Source organism: Streptomyces mobaraensis, from assembly GCF_020099395.1.
GTDB lineage: Bacteria > Actinomycetota > Actinomycetes > Streptomycetales > Streptomycetaceae > Streptomyces.
Map to the genome: position 1 here is coordinate 5963372 of NZ_CP083590.1, position 15757 is coordinate 5979128.

The window sequence follows — 15757 nt, forward strand, 5'->3', positions numbered from 1 at the left end:
AAGAAGAGGGGCGGAAATCGGCCAGGGGGTCATGACGGGCTTTGAACGGCGGGAGGTGCGATGGGTGCTCAATCGGCGTTCCCGTCGGAACCGACGCGTCCGGGGTCGTCGCAGGCGTTCCCGGTGTTCCCGGGGTCCTCCGCGGCTTCCGCTTCTTCCCCTTCTTCCCCGGCCTCTGCGGCTTCCGCTTCTTCCCCGGCTTCCCCGGTCTCCACGGCTCCCGCTTCCTCCCCGGCCCGCCGTCCGGCCGCCCGGGGCGGGGCTCCGCGTGCCCGGACGGCTCCCTCCTTCACCCACCTGCACACCGCCTCCGGCTTCTCGGCGCGGTACGGCGCTTCGCACCCCGAGCGGCTGGCCGAGCGGGCCGCCGAGCGGGGCATGGACGCGCTCGCCCTCACCGACCGCGACACCCTCGCCGGTGCCGTCCGGTTCGCCCGGGCCACCGCCGCCGCCGGGGTGCGCCCGCTGTTCGGCGTGGACCTGGCCGTCCGCGGCCCGGAGCCCGCGCCCGGCGAGACCGTCCGGCGCCGTACCCCCGTACGCGGCGGGGCGTTCGTCGACGAGTCCGCGCCCCGCGCCGTCTTCCTGGCCCGCGACGGCGTGCTCGGCTGGGCCGCGCTGTGCGGCCTGGTCACCGCCGCCCATGCCGGGCACGCCGCTCACGGCGGGCACGCGGGGCACGCAGGGCACACTGAGCCCGCTGGGCCCGTCAGGCACCCCGGCCCCGCCGAGCGGCCCGAACTGCCCTGGGCGGAGGCCGCGGCCGCCGCGGCCGGGCCGCGCCCGCCGGTGTTCGTGCTGCTCGGCCCGGACTCCGAGGTCGGCCGCGCGCTCGCCGCCGGCCGCCCCGACCGGGCCGCCCGGCTGCTCGCGCCATGGCGTGAAACGTTCGGTCGCGCGCTCCGCCTGGAGGTCGTCTGGCACGGCCGCACCGGCACGGGACCCGGCTCGCTGCGGCTCGCCGCCCGTACCCTCGGCCTCGCCGCCGAGCAGGGCGTCCCGGCCGTCCTCACCAACGCCGCGCGCTACGCCGACCCCGGCCAGGGGCCCGTCGCCGACGTCCTCGACGCGGCCCGCCGGCTGGTGCCCGTCGACTTCCGCCGGCCCGAGGCGCTGGACGGCGGCGAGCGCTGGCTCAAGGACCCCGGCGCCATGGCCGCCGCCGCCGAGCGGATCGCGGAGGCCGCCGGACTGCGGCGCGCCGCCGCCCACCGGCTGCTCGCCGCCACCGCCGAGACCGCCGCCGCCTGCCGCGTCGACCCCGAGGACGACATCGGCCTGGGCTCCGTCCACTTCCCCGAGCCGCGCCTGGTCGGCGCGGACCGGCGCACCGCCGACCGCGTGCTGCGCTCCCGCTGCACGGCCGGCCTGGTGCTGCGCGGTTACGACCGGGGCCCCCGCGGCCGCGTCTACCGGGACCGGATGGACGACGAGCTGGACGTCATCGCGCGGCGCGGCTTCGCCTCGTACTTCCTCACCGTCGCCCGCGTCGTCGACGACGCCCGCGAGCTCGGCGTCCGCGTCGCCGCCCGCGGCTCCGGCGCCGGCTCGCTGGTCAACCACCTGCTGGGGATCGCCGGCGCCGACCCGGTCGAACACGGCCTGCTGATGGAGCGGTTCCTGTCCGTCCGCCGGGCCGCGCTGCCCGACATCGACATCGACGTCGAGTCCGCGCGCCGGCTGGACGTCTACCGCGCGATCTTCGACCGGTTCGGCCCGGAGCGGGTCGCGACCGTCGCCATGCCCGAGACCTACCGCGTCCGGCACGCCCTCCGCGACGTGGGCGCGGCCCTCGGCATGGACCCCGCCGAGGTGGACCGGCTCGCCAAGGCGTTCCCGCACATCCGGGCGCGCGACGCGCGGGCCGCCCTCGCCGAGCTGCCCGAGCTGCGCGGTATCCGGCCGGAGCGGTACGGGCGGCTGTGGGAGCTGACCGAGGCGCTGGACGCGCTGCCGCGCGGCGTCGCCATGCACCCGTGCGGCGTCCTGCTGTCCGACGCGACCCTGCGCGGCCGCACCCCCGTCGTGCCGACGAGCGGCGAGGGCTTCCCGATGTCCCAGTTCGACAAGGACGACGTGGAGGAGCTGGGCCTGCTCAAACTCGACGTGCTGGGCGTGCGGATGCAGTCCGCGATGGCGCACGCGGTGGACGAGGTCGAACGGGCCACCGGCCGCCGTGTCGACCTCGACGACCCGGCGCAGGTGCGGCCCGGGGACCCGCGCACGTACGCGCTGATCCGCTCCGCCGAGACGCTCGGCTGCTTCCAGATCGAGTCGCCGGGGCAGCGTGATCTGATCGGGCGGCTCCAGCCGGAGACCTTCCACGACCTCGTCGTCGACATCTCGCTGTTCCGGCCCGGGCCGGTCGCCGCCGACATGGTGCGCCCCTTCATCGAGGCCCGGCACGGCCGCGCGCCCGCCCGCTACCCGCATCCGGACCTGGCGGAGGTGCTGCGCGAGACCCATGGCGTGGTCGTCTTCCATGAGCAGGTGATCGAGATCCTTCGGATCATGACCGGTTGCGACCGGGGGTACGCGGACGAGACCCGGCGCGCGCTCTCCAAGCCCGAGCTGCTCGGCCGGGTGCGCGCCTGGTTCGCGGACCGGGCGGCGGAGCGCGGCTACTCCGCCGACGTCGTCCGCCGCACCTGGGAGATCGTCGAGGCGTTCGGCTCGTACGGCTTCTGCAAGGCGCACGCGGTCGCCTTCGCCGTGCCCACCTACCAGTCGGCCTGGCTCAAGGCGCACCACCCGGCCGCCTTCTACGCCGGGCTGCTCACCCACGACCCGGGGATGTACCCGAAGCGGCTGCTGCTGGCGGACGCGCGGCGGCACGGGGTGCCGGTGCTGCCGCTGGACGTGAACCGTTCGGACTCCGCCTATCGGATCGAACTGGTGCCTGAAAGACGGTTCGGGATCCGGCTCGCCCTCTCCGAGGTGCACGGCATCAGCGAGGCCGAGACCGAACGGATCGTCGTCGGCCGCCCGTACACCTCCCTCCCCGACCTGTGGCAGCGGGCCCGGCCCGGCCTGCCCGTCGCCGAACGGCTGGCGCGCGTCGGCGCGTTGGACGCGTTCGGCACCAACCGCCGCGACCTCCTCCTGCACCTCGCGGAGCTCCACCGGCACCAGCGGGGGGCCGGGGGGTCCCGGGGGTCCCGGCGGCGGGGGCCCGCCGCCACCCAGCCGACCCTGGTCGACGACGCGCGCACCGAGCCGATCGGCCTGCCCGACCTCGACGCGAAGGAGCGGCTGGGCGCCGAGCTGAACGTGCTCGGGATGGACACCTCGCGCCACCTGATGACCGATCACCGTGCATTTCTGCGGGAGTTGGGCGCGCTCCCGGCGAGCCGGCTGCGCGACGCGCGGCACGGCGAGACCGTCCTGGTCGCGGGCGCCAAGGCGGCCACCCAGACCCCGCCGATCCGGTCCGGCCGGCGGGTGGTCTTCGCGACCCTGGACGACGGCACCGGCCTGGTCGACTGCGCCTTCTTCGACGACTCCCACGCGGCCTGCGCCCACACGGTCTTCCACTCCTGGCTGCTGCTGGTCCGCGGCACGGTCCAGCGGCGCGGCCCGCGCAGCCTGAGCGTCGTCGGCGTCCGGGCCTGGAACCTGGCGGAACTGGCCGAGCTCCGGGCGGAGGGCGGCCTGGAGGCGGTGGCCGACGTGCTGGCCCGGCCGGCGGAGGAGCCCGCCGAGGCCACCCCCCGGCGGCGCGTCGAGATGCCCACCGGCTACGCGATGCACCCGTGGGCCGACCTCCGGCCGGCGGGCGAAGGGGCCGCCACCGGGCGGAAGTTGTGGCACGCGAGTCAGGGGAGTGCGGGGCGATGAGCGAGATTCGGCCGAGGAGACTTACGCCCGTGCCGGGCGTGGGCCGAGAGGAGGCGGGGGCCGCCGGGGCGGACCGCCGCGCTCTTCGGACCACCGGGGCGGGGCGTGGTTTTCCGGGGTCCGCCGGGCTGGGCCGTGGCTCCGTGGGGGCTGCCGGGTCGCGCCGTGGTTCTTCGGGCTCCGCCGGGTCGCGCCGTGGCTCCGCTGGGCCCGTCGGGCCGGGCGCGGCGGAGCGTCGCGTGCCGGAGTGGGCGGCGGAGCGCCGTTCCCCGGCCGCGCCGCCGGACCGCCGCGCGCCGGAGACGGCGGCCGGCCGCCGTGCCGTGGCGGCGGTGGGGGACCGCCGTGCCCGGGAGATCGCGCCGGGCCGCCGGCTCCGGGCGGCGCGTCGCGTGGCCCGGCCGGCGGGCGGGGCGGTCCGTCCGGCCACCCCCGTCACCCCCGTCACCCCCGTCCTTTACGTCCGCTTCCACCCGGCGGCCGCGGACACCCCCCTCGGCGAGGAGGACTACGACGGCCTCCTCGCCCTCCTCGCGGAGGTCACCCCCGTCGTGCAGGCGCTGCCGCCCGCCGCCGCGCTCGCCGACGTCCGGGGCGCGACCCGGTACTTCGGCCGCGACCCCGCCGGGCTCGCCGCCCTGCTGCGGGTCCGGAGCCTCGCCCGGTACGGCGTCGACTGCGCGGTCGGCGTCGCCGCCAACCCGATGCTGGCGCGGATGGCCGCCCAGGACGCGCCGCCCGGCGCGGTCCGCGTGCTGCCGGCGGACGACGCCAAGGTGGCCGCCTTCCTGGCCCGCAGGCCGGCCGCGGCGCTGCACGGCGTCGGCCCCGCCACCGCCCGTACCCTCTGCGCGTACGGGCTCGACAGCGTCGGCCGGATCGCCGCCGCGCCGCTGCCCGCGCTTCAGCGCATCCTGGGCGCCGCGGCCGGGCGGACGCTGTACGAGCGGGCGCGCGGCATCGACCCCACGCCGGTGACCCCGGAGGCGCGGGTCCGCTCGATGGGCGCGGAACACCGGTTCGGCGCCGACGAACTGGACCCGGAGCGCCGCCGCCGCGCCCTGCTCGCGCTCGCCGACGGGCTCGGGGCCCGGCTGCGCGGCGACGGCCAGGTCGCCCGCGGGCTCACCCTCACCGTCCGGTACGCCGACGGCTCCGCCACCACCCGTACCCGTACCTTCCCCGAACCGACCGCCCACACCCCGGCGTTGACGGCCGTGGCGTACGAGCTGCACGGCGCGCTCGGCCTGCAGCGGGCCCGGGTCCGGGCGGTGGCGCTGCGCGCCGAGGGGCTCGCCGACGCCGAAGGGGCGCCGTCGCAGCTGACGTTCGACGCGGCCGACGACAAGGCGCGCCGGGTGGAGGCGGCCGTGGACCGGGCGCGGGCCCGCTTCGGCCCGACGGCGGTGGGCCCGGCGGCGGCGCTGCACGTCGCCTGAGTGCCGCCGCGTACGGCGTACCGCCGATACCACCCCACTGTTACCGCCGTGTAACTGGCCGAATTCGTGCGAACGAAGAGATGACGAACTTATTGACGAAGTCATGACCTTCCCGCAACCTACTCGCACGTAAGTTGATGCCCTTTCAGCGCGAGGTCCCCCCGTCGGCCGTCGTGTCGCCTCCGTGCGCCCTCTCCCACCTGCGAGGTTCCCCCCATGACCGGAATCCGAAGACTTCCCCGTGGCCGCCGTCTCCGTCGTCTCCTTCAGGTCCTCGCCACCCTGCTGCCCGCCCTGGCCCTGGTCCTGGCCGCGGGCGCCGCGGCGCCGGCCGCCACCGCCGGCGGCGAGCGGGCGGTCAGCCGCGGCTGGAACGACTTCTCCTGCAAACCGTCGTCCGCCCACCCCCGGCCCGTCGTTCTGATCCACGGCACCCTCGGCAACTCGGTGGACAACTGGCTCTTCCTCGCGCCCTACCTGGTGAACCGGGGCTACTGCGTCTTCTCGCTGGACTACGGCCAGCTCCCCGGCGTCCCGCTCTTCAACGGCCTCGGCCCGGTCGAGAAGTCGTCGGCCCAGCTCTCCGCCTACGTGGACAAGGTCCGCACGGCCACCGGCACCGCGAAGGTGGACCTCGTCGGCCACTCCCAGGGCGGCGGCGTGATGCCGCGCTACTACCTCAACTTCCTGGACGGCGGGGGCAAGGTGAACTCCCTGACCGCGCTCGCCCCGTCCAACCACGGCACAACCCTCTCGGGCCTCACCAAGCTCATGGACAAGATCCCGGGCGCCCGCCAGGCCATCCACGGCCTCACCCCCGGCCTCACCGACCAGGCCGTCGGCTCCGAATTCCTCAAGCGGCTCAACTCCCGCCCGGACACGGTCCCCGGCGTCCGCTACACGGTCGTCGCCACCAAGTACGACGAGGTCGTCACCCCGTACCAGACCTCGTACCTCTCCGGCCTGAACGTCCGCAACATCCTCCTCCAGGAGCGGTGCTCCCTCGACCTCTCCGAACACGTCGCGACCGGCATGATCGACCGCGTCGCCTTCAAGGAGGTCGCCAACGCCCTCGATCCGGCGCACGCCACCCCGGCGACGTGCGCGGACATGGTGAGCTGAGGCGCTGCGCTCCGCTACTGGGGAAACGTTTGCCCAGCCTCCCGGGGCGTTCCCTACTGGCCGGTGGCCGGTACGGGACGCCCCTGTGGTATGCGGCTCAGGGATGCGACCGTCGTAGGTGTCGGCCCATGAGGACGGTCAGATCCGTGGCCCGGCTCAGGTCACGGACCCTCGTCGCCTCCGCGTACTCCTCCTTGATCCTTGAGCACTCGGCGCAGCGCCGGGGTGGTTCTGTCGCGGCGGGAAGGGGCTGTCGTTCCGTCATGACCGCATCGTGCGGCCCCCTCCGGGACGTATCGCCGCCATACGGCGGACAGCCGGGCGCTGGGCCGGTACGGTCCAGGAAAGGCCCAAACGTCCCCAGGAGACATCTTGAACTCCGCGCTACGTTCGGCTATGGCGGATGCGCGTCTTTCGCCAAGACAGCTGGCCGCCCGGGTAGGCGTGACGAGCAAGACCGTCGAGCGGTGGTTGGCGGATGTCGCACTGACACCCCATGCACGTAACCGAGAGGACGCCTGCCGGGCGTTGGGAGTGGACGAAGAGATGATCTGGCCACACCTCGTCAAGGACCGCATCAAGTCCGGCCACGACCGCGAGCTGGTGCGCAGCTATCCCTACCGCTCGGCCTGCCCGTCCACCCTGTGGGGCGAGTTGATCGCCGGTGCGCGGCAGGAGCTGTTCTTCGCCGGTTACACCGGCTATTTCCTGTGGACCCACGTGCCCGTTCTCTCCGACGTGCTGCGGCGCAAGGCCGCTGCCGGGTGCCGGGTGCGGTTCCTGGTCGGCGATCCCGAGGGGGAGGTGACGCGCAACCGCGAGGCCGTCGAAGACGCGGCGCTGACGGTCTCGGCGCGTGTCCGGACGACGTTGCGGCACCTGCGTGCACTGACGCCGGCCGTGGAGGCCCGGTTCAGCGCGCCCGCCGACGCGGTCAACCACGTGAGTCTGTCGGTCTTCCGGTTCGACGACAGCGCACTCGTGACTCCGCACCTGGCCAGCCTGGTCGGGCACGACTCGCCCCTGCTTCACCTGCGGAGGCAGGGGGACGGCGGACTGTTCGACCGGTTCGCGGAGCACGCCGAGGAGTTGTGGGGGCGAGGGGTTCCCGTGCGGGAGTGAGGGTGACCGTCTTAACCTGCCGGTGTCACCGTTTCGGGGAGGGATCCGTGCGAGGAACGAGACGAAAAGGCGGCCGTGCGGCGGCCGTTGGGGTCGTCGTGCTGGGGGTGCTGGCCGGCTTCGGAGGTGTGGGGCAGGCCGATGCTGCCGGGCGGCGGGGGCCGGTGGTGACGCATCCGGGGTCGGTGCCGTTCGAGTACGCGGCCGGGGACGTCTGTTCTTTTCCCGCTCGCGCCGAGTTCCCGGTCAGTGATCTGACGGTGAAGACGTGGAGCGACGCCGAGGGCAATCCGCGTTACGCGGTCGAGTCGGGTGCCTTGGTGTTGCGGGCCACCAATCTGCGGACGGGCAAGTCCGTCGACCGGGACGTCTCCGGTACGGCGGTGATGCGCTACGCGCCCGGGCGCCCCGGGACGTTCGTCATGTCGGGGTACGGCTGGGCCACGGGCTTCCACGGAGGGGACCGCCCCGCGCACCGGTGGATCGTCGCGCGGGATCATATGAGCGTGCTTTTCGGTGAGAACGGGCGGAACACCAAGCGGCTGCTCGCGCTGAGCGGGCGGTACGAGGACCTCTGCCGCACCCTCGCCTGAGTGCGCTGCGGCGTGCGTCAGCCGTCGGTCGTCGTGCGGGTCATCGCGTGCTCCAGGCGGGGCTCGTCCGGGCGGACGGGCTGGGATTCTCCTGTGCGGGTGAAGCCTCTGCGCAGGTAGAAGCGTTCGGCGCGGGTGTTGCCTGCGGTGACCCAGAGGCGGAGTTCGGTGCGGGCGTGGGCGGCCGCGTGGGTGAGGGCCGTGTCGAGGAGCAGGTCGGCGGTGCCCGAGCCGCGGGCGGCGGGGGTGACCCAGAAGGAGACGAGTTCGGCCGTCGTGGGGTCGGTGAGGAGTACGGACGTCAGGCCGCGGGGGGCGCCGTCGCGTTCCGCGAGGAAGGTGTTGCGCCGGGCGAGGCGCTCCCGCCACTTCTCCTCCGGGAAGGCTTGTTCGGCGGCCCAGGTGGAGCCGAACGCCTCGGGCGCGTCGGCGAGTGCCGCCAGGCGGACGGAGCGGTAGAGGCGCCATTCGCTGGTGTGCAGGGGGCGGACGGTGGTCTGCGGCATGGGGACGACCGTTCCAGGGTGGGGCGGTGGGGGCAAGCGGCTTTTCGCTCCGTCGGGATATATGCGGGTGTAAGTGGTATATCGCTTAACCTCGTTGACAGGGTTAGGGTTGCCTAACCTAAGGTCGGTTCCGTGAGTGAGAACCGTTTCCGCGCGCGCCCCGCGCCGCCGCACGCGATCGCCGTCGGCGTCGCGATCCCCGTCTAGCGCACCCGGCGCCTCCGCAGAGCTTCCCGACCGACCCCGGACCACCGAGGGTCCCCTCGGCGTACCCGCGGCACCCCCGCCGCGGCACCTCGCGCCTCGGCCCGAAAGGCGTTCCCGTGCGGCTGACCAATCGCTTCCCCTTCCGTGCACCCACCCCGCCGCACCGCGCGCGGGAGGGGGTCGCATGAGCGGGCGGCCCCGGGGCGGTGACGTGGAGAGCCGGCTCGTCGTCCGCGTCCTCGACGCCCTGCTGCGCGAGGACGTCTGCCGGCTGCGCGGCACGGCCCGGGCCGTGAGCCGGCCGGACGGGGAGTGGCTGGCGCTCACCGTCGACGGGGAAACGATCCTGCTGCCGGTCGCCCCCGACGGTCCGGGAGGCGCGGCGCGGGTCCGCGCGCCGCTGCTGGAGACCGCGGGCGGGCCGGTCACCGGCCTGCACGCGATACTGGCGCGGCTGCGCCCCGCGACGGACCCCCGCGAGCGCGCCGGATTCGACGCCCTCACCGCCGCGTGCGCCACCGAACTCGCCGCGCTGCGGCTCCGCGAGCGCACCGACGAGGACGTCACCGAGCGGCTGGCCGCCGTGTACGGGCGGAGCGCCGCCGCGTGGACCGGACCGCGCGGCGCCCTCGCGTACGACGCCCTCGCCGCCCGCCGGCCCGACCCCGACCCCCCGACGGTCCGGTCTAGAACCGGCGAACTCACCGTCTATGAGCCGGAGTTCCACCCCTGCTTCGGGCTCCGCTGGGTCGCCCTGCCGCGTACGGCCGTCCACCGGGGTCCGGGGGAGCCGCCGCCGTGGTGGCCGGCCCCCGACGCCCTCGGACTCCCCGAACTCACCGCCACCCACACCATGCTGCCCGTCCACCCGCTGACCGCCGGCCCGCCGCTCGCCCGGGCGCTGCGCGCCACCGGCCTGGACGGCGCCGCCCGGTTCGCCGAGAAGCCCTGGGCGGATGTGGTGCCGGCCCGCTCGGCGGGCGTCCTCGCCCTCGTCGACGCACCGGAGTACCGGCTCGAACTGCCGCTTCCCGCAAGCGCGTCGGCCGGCCCCGCGACGCTCGCCGACGGTGTGGTGACGCAACGGCTCGTGGAGGAGGTTCTGTTGTGCGAGCCGGGCTTCGTCGGCTCCGTCCTCCCGGCCGCCGCGGACACCTGCCTGTACGCCGGACACCCGCTGCTCACCGTCCGCGTGCGCCACGACCCGTGCACACCGGCCGACGCCCATGTCGTACCCGTCGCCGCGCTGGCCGCCCGGACGCCCGACGGGGAACCGGTCGCCCGCGCGCTCGCCCGGCGCTACTACGGGGGTTCGGCGCGGTCCTTCGCCGACGCCTACCTGACGCTGCTGCTGGACTGGTGCACCACCCTCTTCTCCTACGGCGTCGCGCTGGAGACCCACCCCCGGGACCTGGCGCTGGTCCTCGACGAACACCGCGGCCGCACCCGGCTGCGGCTGCTCTACCGGGACCACGCCCGCCCCCGCGTGAACGGCGTGCGGCTCGCCTCCCGCCTCGGCGGCGAGGCCGCGGACCTCCTCGGCTTCGCCGACCGGGGGATCCTCGCCGGGCACGACGGCCCCGTCGCCGACCTCCTCGCCGCCGGCGCCCTGCGGCGGTGCGCGGTGGAACCCCTTTCCGCGCTCACCGGAACGGACCGTGCCGACGGCCTCCGGCTGCTGCGCGACCGCCTCGACGACGCCCTGCACCGCCTCCCGCCCGGCGCCGCGGCCGTCCTCCGCACCCGCCTGCTGGACGCCGGCCGGCTGCCGGTCCGCGCCGTGCTCACCCCGCTGCTGCGGCCGGGCGCGTCGGAGTATGTGAACGTTCCCAACTATCTGTGGGGTCCGATGTGTTGACGTCGGTCGTCGCGTGCCGCGGCGCCACCCCGGCCGGCTCCGGCGCGCGGCCGTCGGCGCGTTCCGGACCGGCCGGTGGTGCCGTCGGGTTCCGGCCACCGGGGTGTGCCGCCGCCGCACCCGTACGAGCCGGACCCCCGAGCCGCGCGCCGACGGCTCGTCCCCCGGTGCGGCCCGTCGCCGTACGCGCACAGGCACGCGCACGGCACCCACGCCCGAACCGCCTCCGCCGGCGCTCGACCCCGCGCTCAGAGCTCCCGCACGTACCGCCACTCCGCCGCCGACCACGCGTACCCGAGCCACTCGTTGACCGCCAGCATCGGCTCGTTCCCCGCGTCGTTGCCCGTGAACGCCTCCGTGCAGCCCGCCGCCTTCGCCCGCCGCAGCGCGTGGCTCTTGATGAGTTTGGCGAGGCCGCGGCCGCGGTGGGCGCGGAGCGTGCCCGTCATGGCGGACATCAGGCGGCCGTGGCCGTCGCTCTGGACGAGGGTGAACGCGGCGGGGACGCCGTCCGCGACGGCGACCGTCGAGAGGTCGAGGTCGAGGCCGGGCCGCTGCCAGTCGCGGGCGAGCCACTCCTCGTACGGCGGGACGACGACGGGGACGTCCGCCGGTTCGTCCGCCGCGCACGCGGTGTCCAGCGCGTGGATCGGGCGCGGGTCGTCGGCGAAGTCGGCCAGGGGGCGCAGCTCCACGCCCCGGGGCGGTTCCGGCGCGGGCGGCAGTGCGGTGGCCGCGAGGTCGAGGCGGAGGAAGCCGGCGCGGCGCAGCCGGCGGTAGCCGTGGGCCTCGGCCCGGGCGGGGGAGTGGCCGTCGTCGTTCGCCCAGATGTAGACGGAGCCGGCGCCGGCCGCCGCCAGGTACTCCTCGGCCGCCCCGAGCAGCGCCGACCCGGCGGCCTCGGCGGTCGGCCCGTCCAGCCGGGGGTCGGCGTACGGCGAGGCGAACGCCCGCCCGTCCGGCCGGGAATCGTCGTCCAGGTACAGCCCCATGCGGACGCTGCCGGCGATCCGGCCGTCCGCCGTCTCGGCGACGAGCAGCCGGTAGCGCTGCTCCGGTGGCGCGGTCCGCAGCTCCCAGAGCAGCGTTTCGGCGGTGACGACCATGAACGGGACGGCCGCGCGGCGGGCTTGGGCGACGCCTTCGGCGTCGGCGGGAGCGAACTCCCGGAGGGTGATGGGCATGCGGCGAACCGTATGGCGAAGAACGATCGGTTTGCGAAAGGTTTTCCGTACGCATGGTTGGTACATGCATCTATAGGGCGTAGCGTCGCCCCCGCGAACCGCCGCGGACCCCGCGCGGAAGGCGGCGGTCCGCGTCGGACGGGGGTCGAGCCATGCCCCGGAGCGCTCCGCGGAGCCCCGGGCGACTGCCGAAAGGGGACACCGCGACCATGTGCGGAATCACCGGATGGATCGCTTACGACCAGGACCTCACCACCGCCGGGGCGCGCGCCGCGCTGGAGGCGATGACGCGGACGATGGAGTGCCGGGGGCCGGACGCCTCGGGGATCTGGCAGGACACCCACGCCGCGTTCGGCCACCGCAGGCTGGCCGTCATCGACATCGAGGGCGGCCGGCAGCCGATGCTCGTCGAGCACGACGGCCGCACCCGGCTCGCCCTCACCTACAGCGGCGAGGTCTACAACTACCGCGAGCTGCGCGCCGAACTCGCCGGCCGTGGGCACACGTTCCGCACCAGCAGCGACACCGAGGTCGTGCTCCACGCCTACCTCGAATGGGGCGAGGCGTTCACCGAGCGCCTCAACGGCATGTTCGCGTTCGCCCTCTGGGACCCGCGCACGGAGGAACTCCTCCTCGTCCGCGACCGGATGGGCATCAAGCCGCTCTACTACCACCCCACGCCCGGCGGCGTCCTCTTCGGCTCCGAGCAGAAGGCCGTCCTCGCCCACCCCGCCGTCCGCGCGACCGTCGGCGCGGAGGGGCTGGCGGAGGTGCTGGCCTTCGTCAAGACGCCGGGCCACGGCGTCTACGACGGGCTGCACGAGGTGCGGCCCGGCCACACCGTCCGGATCCGCCGGGACGGGACCACCGCGCGGACCACCGTCCGGCGCTACTGGGCGCTGGAGGCGCGCGAGCACCCCGACGACATCCCCACCACCGTCGCGCACGTCCGCGAGCTCCTCGACGACATCGTCGCCCGCCAGCTCATCGCCGACGTCCCGCTCTGCACCCTGCTCTCCGGCGGACTCGACTCCTCCGCCGTCACCGCCCTCGCCGCCAAGGGCCTCGCGGAGGCGGGCCGCGGACCGGTCCGCTCCTTCTCCGTCGACTTCGCCGGCCAGACCGACCACTTCGTCCCCGACAGCCTGCGCGGCACCCCCGACGGCCCGTACGCCCACGCCCTCGCCGAGCACGTCCACTCCGACCACCGGGACATCGTCCTCGACACCGCCGCCCTGATGGACCGCGGCCACCGGCGGGCCGTGCTCACCGCCCGCGACCTGCCCACCGGCTTCGGCGACGGCGACACCTCGCTCTACCTGCTGTTCAAGGCGATACGCGAGCAGTCGACGGTCGCCCTCTCCGGGGAGTCCGCCGACGAGGTGTTCGGCGGCTACAAGTGGTTCCACGACCCGGCGGCCGTGCACGCCGGCACCTTCCCCTGGATCGCGGCCGGTGTCGCCCACACCTTCGCCGGCGGCGACAGCGCCCTCGGCTCGCTCCTCGCCAAGGACGTCCTCGACGCCGTCGACCTGCCCGGGTACACCGAGATCCGCTATCGCGAAGCCCTCGACGAGGTGCCCCGGCTGCCCGGCGAGACCGGCCTCGAACGGCGCATGCGCGAGGTCTGCTACCTCCACCTCACCCGGTTCGTCCAGATCCTCCTCGACCGCAAGGACCGGGCCAGCATGGCCACCGGACTGGAGGTGCGGGTGCCGTTCTGCGACCACCGGCTGGTCGAGTACGTGTTCAACACCCCCTGGTCGATGAAGACGTTCGACGGGCGCGAGAAGTCCCTGCTGCGCGCCGCCGTCCGCGACGTCCTGCCCGACGTCGTCGCCGACCGCGTCAAGAGCCCGTACCCCGCCACCCAGGACCCGCGCTACGGCGCCGCCCTCCGCGCCGAACTCCGCGAACTCGCCGCCGACCGGGACGCCCCCGTCCGGCCGCTGCTCCGCGAGGACGCGCTCCGCGACGCCCTCTCGGAGGAGTCCGGCGACCAGTACCGGGGGGCCGTCGAACTCGTCCTCGGGCTGGACGGGTGGCTGCGGACGGGCGGGATCGACCTGCGGGTGTGAGGCGGGTGTGAGACGGCGGGCGTGAGGTGGCGGGTGCGGGAGCGGCGGGTGTGAACGGGCGTGGGGGCGCCGGGGTGGCAGGGCGCGGGGCGCACGGCGCCGGACACCGGCGACGGACGGCGCACAATGGGTGACGCAACACCGCCCAGCCAGCCAGGAGACCACGTGGCCTTGCACCTGACCGTCGACCCGGAAGCGCCCCAACCGCCCTACGAGCAGATCCGCGCCCACATCGCCGACCGGGCCCGCTCCGGCGCCCTGCCCGTCGGCCACCGGCTGCCGACGGTCCGCGGCCTCGCCGAGGAACTGGGCGTCGCCGCCAACACCGTCGCCAAGGCCTACCGGGCCCTGGAGGCGGACGGCGTGATCGAGACCCACGGCCGCAACGGCACCTTCGTCGCCGCCCCCGGCGACACCGCCGACCGCGAGGCCGCGACCGCCGCCCGCGCCTACGCCGAACGGGCCCACCGGCTCGGCCTGGACCGGGCGGCGGCGCTGGCGGCGGCGGAGGAGGCGCTGCGGGCGGTGTACGGGGACTGACGGGCGGGGCCGGATCAGGGAATGGACAGCGTCCATGGGCAGGGCCGGTGGAACGCGCCGGGGCCGTACTGGATCTCCAGGTGCGAGGGCTCCTTCTCCGCGGTGTACACGAACTCCAGGCGCTTCGACTCGCCTTCCGTCACCTGCTCCGGCTGCCCCGAACCGAGCTCCGCGGGGAAGCCGGTGAGCCTCCTGACGCCGGGGTTCGCGTGCTCGAAGCTCCCGATGTCGTGACCGCGCAGTTCCACCGGAGCGCCGCTGCCGTTCGTCACGGTGACGGGCACGAGGTACGTGTGCGCGGCCGGCGCGTCGTCGCCCGTCCCGCCCGGGGGCGGGGTGAAGGGCCGGACGGGACCGATGGAGACGCGGACGCCGTCGTCGTAGGTGACGGTGCCCTCCCGGGCGGGGGTCCGGCCGTCGGCCGCGCCCGACGTCTTACGGGCGGTGACTCCCTGGTCGGTCCGGTAGCGGACGCAGCCGCCGTCGGCCGACAGCACGGGCTTGTTCGTGTACCAGTTGGTGCCCATGGAGAGGGTGATGCCGTGGTCGGCGACGGTGCGGATCTCCGGCCAGCGCGGCGTGGGGCGATCGGCGTCCCCGGGATCCGGCACCTCCTCGACCTTCCAGCCGTGCCGCCGCCATGACGTGCGGAGCCTGTCGAGGCCGGCCAGGTAGTCCGCCTTGCGCGTGTAGTCCAGGCTCCATGCGTAGCGGGGCTGGTCCCTGGTGACCCCGTCGCCGTCGGCGCCCAGGTCGTCGACGCACGAGGTGCTGCTCTCCTTGCTCATCCGGCCGGGCGCGTCGGCGTCGCCGGGGCGGAGGCCGGCGACGGCCGCCTTCCCCGCCTCACGGGTCCTGATGTCCTGCGTACGGTAGTCCGCCGCGGTGCGTACGGGACCGCCGTTGAGGTTCTCGAAAAAGCCGGACACCGCGGTGCACGCCCAGAAGAGCAGCGCGGCCGCGGCCGCGAGGACGAGCCACCGCCGCACCACTGTCCTGCGGCTCACCTCCGCGGTCGGGGTGTCCACGGTGGCGACGGCCGGCTCCTGGGGCGGGTGTTTCTCCATGAGGCGATTTCACGCCACGGGCCCCGCCCGCCGGCAGGGACGGCTTACTCAACTTGCCGGACCGGAACTGAGTACGGATACCCAGGAGGCGGGAGCGTCCACCACCCAGGACCGCTCACCGTCGGCGATCGGCCGGAAGCCCCCGGACCGGCCCCTCCGGCCGATACCCTGGCCGGTGATGGGACGTCATGCCGGGGGACCGGC

11 protein-coding genes are annotated in these 15757 nt (G+C 75.0%); 8 read left to right on the forward strand and 3 right to left on the reverse strand.

Annotated features, from left to right (window positions below):
* Positions 1–60 precede the first annotated feature (60 nt).
* From K7I03_RS26350 to K7I03_RS26370, 5 genes are all read left to right on the forward strand, one after another.
* Positions 61–3837 carry a DNA polymerase III subunit alpha gene (locus K7I03_RS26350; RefSeq protein ID WP_224347223.1) on the forward strand — a complete coding sequence of 1259 codons (3777 nt, stop codon included), beginning with the start codon at positions 61–63 and terminating at the stop codon, positions 3835–3837.
* 392 nt (positions 3838–4229) lie between these two features.
* Positions 4230–5276 (forward strand): DNA polymerase Y family protein, encoded by a 1047-nt coding sequence (locus K7I03_RS26355; RefSeq protein WP_224347631.1) that lies wholly within the window; start codon positions 4230–4232, stop codon positions 5274–5276.
* Between the two features lie 216 nt (positions 5277–5492).
* Positions 5493–6398, forward strand: a complete 906-nt coding sequence (locus K7I03_RS26360; RefSeq protein ID WP_185944605.1) for an esterase/lipase family protein — start codon at positions 5493–5495, stop codon at positions 6396–6398.
* Between the two features lie 546 nt (positions 6399–6944).
* Complete coding sequence (locus tag K7I03_RS26365) at positions 6945–7520, forward strand: XRE family transcriptional regulator (protein WP_221903355.1); 576 nt, start codon at positions 6945–6947, stop codon at positions 7518–7520.
* Between the two features lie 47 nt (positions 7521–7567).
* Positions 7568–8113: a hypothetical protein gene (locus K7I03_RS26370; protein ID WP_185944607.1), complete on the forward strand. Its 546-nt coding sequence runs from the start codon at positions 7568–7570 to the stop codon at positions 8111–8113.
* A gap of 17 nt (positions 8114–8130) precedes the next feature.
* Here the strand turns inward: K7I03_RS26370 and K7I03_RS26375 are convergent, their stop codons facing one another.
* Positions 8131–8619 (reverse strand): GNAT family N-acetyltransferase, encoded by a 489-nt coding sequence (locus tag K7I03_RS26375; protein WP_185944608.1) that lies wholly within the window; start codon positions 8617–8619, stop codon positions 8131–8133.
* Between the two features lie 391 nt (positions 8620–9010).
* On the opposite strand from K7I03_RS26375, the gene K7I03_RS26380 reads away from it, so the two are divergent.
* Positions 9011–10684: an IucA/IucC family C-terminal-domain containing protein gene (locus K7I03_RS26380; RefSeq protein WP_185944609.1), complete on the forward strand. Its 1674-nt coding sequence runs from the start codon at positions 9011–9013 to the stop codon at positions 10682–10684.
* A 248-nt stretch (positions 10685–10932) separates the two neighbouring features.
* Here the strand turns inward: K7I03_RS26380 and K7I03_RS26385 are convergent, their stop codons facing one another.
* Positions 10933–11868 carry a GNAT family N-acetyltransferase gene (locus K7I03_RS26385; protein ID WP_185944610.1) on the reverse strand — a complete coding sequence of 312 codons (936 nt, stop codon included), beginning with the start codon at positions 11866–11868 and terminating at the stop codon, positions 10933–10935.
* Between the two features lie 209 nt (positions 11869–12077).
* Here K7I03_RS26385 and asnB point away from each other — a divergent pair, with 209 nt between their 5' ends.
* Both asnB and K7I03_RS26395 read left to right on the forward strand, forming a co-directional pair.
* The gene (gene asnB, locus K7I03_RS26390; RefSeq protein WP_185944611.1) at positions 12078–13946 is read left to right on the forward strand and encodes an asparagine synthase (glutamine-hydrolyzing); all 1869 of its coding nucleotides are present in this window, start codon (positions 12078–12080) and stop codon (positions 13944–13946) included.
* Positions 13947–14111: 165 nt separating this feature from the next.
* Complete coding sequence (locus K7I03_RS26395; protein WP_185944612.1) at positions 14112–14486, forward strand: GntR family transcriptional regulator; 375 nt, start codon at positions 14112–14114, stop codon at positions 14484–14486.
* Positions 14487–14500: 14 nt separating this feature from the next.
* Here K7I03_RS26395 and K7I03_RS26400 read toward each other — a convergent pair whose 3' ends face one another.
* A complete protein-coding gene (locus tag K7I03_RS26400; RefSeq protein ID WP_185944613.1) occupies positions 14501–15553 on the reverse strand; it encodes a hypothetical protein in 1053 nt (350 codons plus the stop codon).
* Positions 15554–15757 lie beyond the last annotated feature (204 nt).